This window comes from Gaiella sp. (assembly GCF_039915195.1).
GTDB lineage: Bacteria > Actinomycetota > Thermoleophilia > Gaiellales > Gaiellaceae > Gaiella.
Genome location: NZ_JBDSNT010000124.1, coordinates 1 through 3,503 on the forward strand (window position 1 = coordinate 1; position 3,503 = coordinate 3,503).

Consider the following 3,503-nt stretch of genomic DNA (forward strand, 5'->3'; position numbering starts at 1 on the left):
GACCACCTCCCACGGGGCGAGAAGGACGGCCGGGTCGAGATTGCCCTGCACGGCTCGATCGGGAACGGTTGCCCAGCCAACGTCGAGTGGGATCCGCCAGTCCAGACCGATCACGTCACCGCCCGCCGCCGCCATCTCCTCGAGCAGCGTCGCCGTGCCCGTGCCGAAGTGGATCGTCGGAACATCGACGGCGGCAAGGACACGCGCCGAGTGCCGTGCGACGTAGTCGCGGTAGTGCACCGGCGAAAGCGCTCCCACCCAGGAGTCGAAGAGCTGGATCACGTCGGCGCCCGCGCTCACCTTCGCCGCGACGTAGGCGGCGAACGTCGCTGACAGCTTCTCGAGGAGCGCGTCCCACACCTCGGGCTCACCGAGCATCATGCTCTTCGTCAGCGCGAACTCGCGGCTCGGCTTCCCCTCGACGAGATACCCCGCTACGGTAAACGGCCCGCCGCAGAAGCCGATGACGGCCTGGTCTGGGCGAAGCGCTGCCCGCACGAGGCGCACGGCCTCGAGAACCGGTGCGAACGCCTCTTCGGGATCCGGAACGGTCAGTCGCTCCACATCAGCGAGCGTCCGGATGGGATCGTCGATCACCGGACCGACGCCCTCCACGAGGCGAACGTCGATGCCCATCCCGAGGACAGGGGTCATGATGTCGGCGAACATCACCGCAGCGTCGACGTTGTGGCGTCTCACGGGCTGGAGCGTCACCTCCGCGCAGAGCTCGGGTGTATGGGCGACTTCGAAGAACGCGTGTTTCGCGCGGATCGCGCGGTATTCCGGAAGCGACCGGCCCGCCTGGCGCATGAACCACACCGGCGTCCGCTCGACTTCCTCGCGCCTTGCGGCGCGCACGAGAAGCGGCTCGCTCACGAGGTCGGACGGCTCCTGCGACCGGAACCCCGTACGCCCCTGCGGACGGAACCCCGTAGGGGACGGGCGGATGCCCGTCCCGGGAGCGAACGAGAGCTCCACTTGCCTGTGGGGCAAGCCAGCAAAACGTAATGCCACAAGGCTCTAGAGTAGCCCCCATCGTGCATCGCGTCGGTGAGCACCCCATTCCAGGCGGCCCTCTGGCCCCACGCTGGCTCGCGTGGTCACTCGAGCCCCAACGCGCCGGCGTGACGGCGACGGCATCCGTGTCGCTCGAGAATGCGGGTACGGCAACCTGGGTCTCGAGGGGAACGAACGGAGTCCAGGTCTCCTTTCACTGGCTCGATCCTCTGGGGAACCCGATCGTCTGGGATGGGCCGCGGACACCCTTCTCGCATCCAGTCGCGCCAGGGGAGCAGGTCGAGATCCAGCTCTCGGTCACGGCACCGAGGCCGCCCGGCGCGTACCGGCTCGCATTCGACCTCGTCGAGGAGCACAGGTTCTGGTTCGAGGAGATCGGCTGCACTCCGCTGCAGATCGACGTCGACGTCGCACCACGCATCAGCGAGCGTCGGCTCGGCGTTCGGATCGTCGGTGGCGACGACGCCGTCACCGCGGCCGCCCTCGCCGCCCTGGACGAGCCTGTCGTCACGACTGACGCCGTCGCGATCGCGCACCTCGTGCCAGGCGCGGCACCAGACGCCGGCTGGTCGACGCGCGTCCTCGATGCTCATGCCGAGGGATGGACGGCGGTAGGTCCCGCGATCGTTCCCGGAAACCGAGACCCGGAGCTCGCCCCCTGGAACGTCGACGGGGGCCGCAATCCCCGCTTCTCGCTCCCACTGCTCCTGCCCTCGCTTCTCGCCGGCGCGGAGCCGACGGAGTACCTCGGCTTGCCGTCGTATCAGGGTCCTGACGCGCTCTTCGACGGCCGGACCTCGATCAGACTTCCGCCGCGATCCGATCGTCGACGGCGTTGAACACAGCGGCTCCGAGGGCGAGCGCAACGAGCGTCTCGATAAGGAGGTATGCAAGGTTGGCGGTCGACGGCACCTCCCCCAGGAAGAGCGGCGCCCGGAAGCACTCGACGACAGGCGTCAGAGGATTGCCCCACTGCAGCAGGTCGAGCAGCCAGGGATGGTCGGCCGCGCCGGGAAGCTCAGCGAGGCTGTAGAGGATCGGCGTGAGGAAGAACAGCGGCAGCAGAAGCGCTGCAACGACGAACTCGATGTCGCGGTAGATCGCGTTCGCGGCCGCAACGGCGAGCGAAAGGCCCGAGACGAACGCGACGATCACCGCCGCGAACGGGAACACGAGCCACGCCGTCGACCGGGAATCGGGAATCACGATCATCGCGAGCACGAAGACGATCGCGGTCATCACGACGAAACCGACGAGCTGCGTGGCCACGATCGAGAGAGGCACGAGCTGCCGCGGGAAGCGAACCTTGCGAATCAGGCTCGCGTTCTCGAGCAGGCTGCGAGCCGACGACTGGAGCGACGTCGCGAAGAAGACCCACGGCGGCAGCCCGCAGAGAAGAAACAACCAGTAGTTGTCGACATCGGTCGTGGGCGACTTCCACATCACCGAGAAGACGACGAGGTAGACGAGCATCAACGTCACCGGCAGCGCTAGCGTCCAGAAGAGTCCGAGCACCGAGCCCTTGTACTTCGCCCGCAGATCCCGCTGGAACAGGCTCGCGAAGAGCTCGCGGTAGCGGATCAGGTCGGCGTAGACGGCCACCGGTGGATTGTACGGGGGATGTTGGCTCGGCCGTGTCCGCCCACCGAGAGGGCTAGGCTTCCCGATCGATGAGACCATCGTCCTCACCTCGGCTGCCGTGAACCTCGTCGTCGCGATCGCGGCGGCACCGATCGCGTTTCTCACGATCGCCGGCCTGCTGCACTGGCCCCGCGCCCTGACCCGGTTCGGGGCCGATCCGCGCCCCGATCGCTGGCACACGAGCCCGACACCGGCATTCGGCGGCATCGGAATCTTCGCGGGCTTCGTCGCCGCCGTCGCAGCGGCAACAGCGCTCGGCCCCGTGGGGATCCCCGGCGAACTGTTCGCTGTGATCGCGGGCGGCGCGATCGTGTTCGGGTTCGGCCTCCTCGACGACATCGTCCAGCTCCACCCCGCCGCCAAGCTCGGAGCCCAGCTGGCGGCTGCGATCGTCATCATGCAAAGCTCGATCTCGGTCGAGTTCGTCTCGAACTCGGCCCTTGGTTGGGCGCTCGGAATTGTCTGGCTCGTAGGCCTGACGAACGCCTTCAACCTTCTCGACAACATGGACGGGCTGGCCGGGAGCCTGGGCATCGTTGCCGCCTCGTGCTTTGCCCTCTCGGCCGCTTTCGTCGCTCCGAACCGCGACATCTTCATCGTCGCCATGAGCCTCGCGCTTGCGCTCGTCGGGTTCATTCCCTACAACCTCCGGCTCAGCGGCCCGGCCCGGGTCTTCATGGGAGACTCCGGCAGCCAGCTGATCGGGCTCGTGCTTGCGACGCTCGGCCTGATGGCGTCGTACAAGGAGGCAGGAACGACGATCGCGACGCTCGCTCTCCCCGTTCTGATCCTTGCCGTGCCGATCCTGGACACCACGCTCGTGACAGCCCTCCGTCTGCGTTCCG

The 3,503-nt window shown here is 67.5% G+C and carries 4 protein-coding genes; 2 read left to right on the forward strand and 2 right to left on the reverse strand.

The genetic code is table 11. The features are described 5' to 3' along the window. A partial coding sequence (gene hemE, locus ABIR74_RS11790) for a uroporphyrinogen decarboxylase (protein ID WP_348178330.1) occupies positions 1-876 on the reverse strand: 876 nt, incomplete at its 3' end. A gap of 161 nt (positions 877-1,037) precedes the next feature. On the opposite strand from hemE, the gene ABIR74_RS11795 reads away from it, so the two are divergent. Continuing rightward, the gene (locus ABIR74_RS11795) at positions 1,038-1,856 is read left to right on the forward strand and encodes a hypothetical protein (RefSeq protein WP_348178332.1); all 819 of its coding nucleotides are present in this window, start codon (positions 1,038-1,040) and stop codon (positions 1,854-1,856) included. Here the strand turns inward: ABIR74_RS11795 and ABIR74_RS11800 are convergent. After that, the gene (locus ABIR74_RS11800; protein ID WP_348178334.1) at positions 1,819-2,619 is read right to left on the reverse strand and encodes an ABC transporter permease; all 801 of its coding nucleotides are present in this window, start codon (positions 2,617-2,619) and stop codon (positions 1,819-1,821) included. The two genes, ABIR74_RS11795 and ABIR74_RS11800, sit on opposite strands and share 38 nt — an antisense overlap. Positions 2,620-2,716: 97 nt before the next feature. On the opposite strand from ABIR74_RS11800, the gene ABIR74_RS11805 reads away from it, so the two are divergent. Further along, a partial coding sequence (locus ABIR74_RS11805) for an MraY family glycosyltransferase (RefSeq protein WP_348178336.1) occupies positions 2,717-3,503 on the forward strand: 787 nt, incomplete at its 3' end.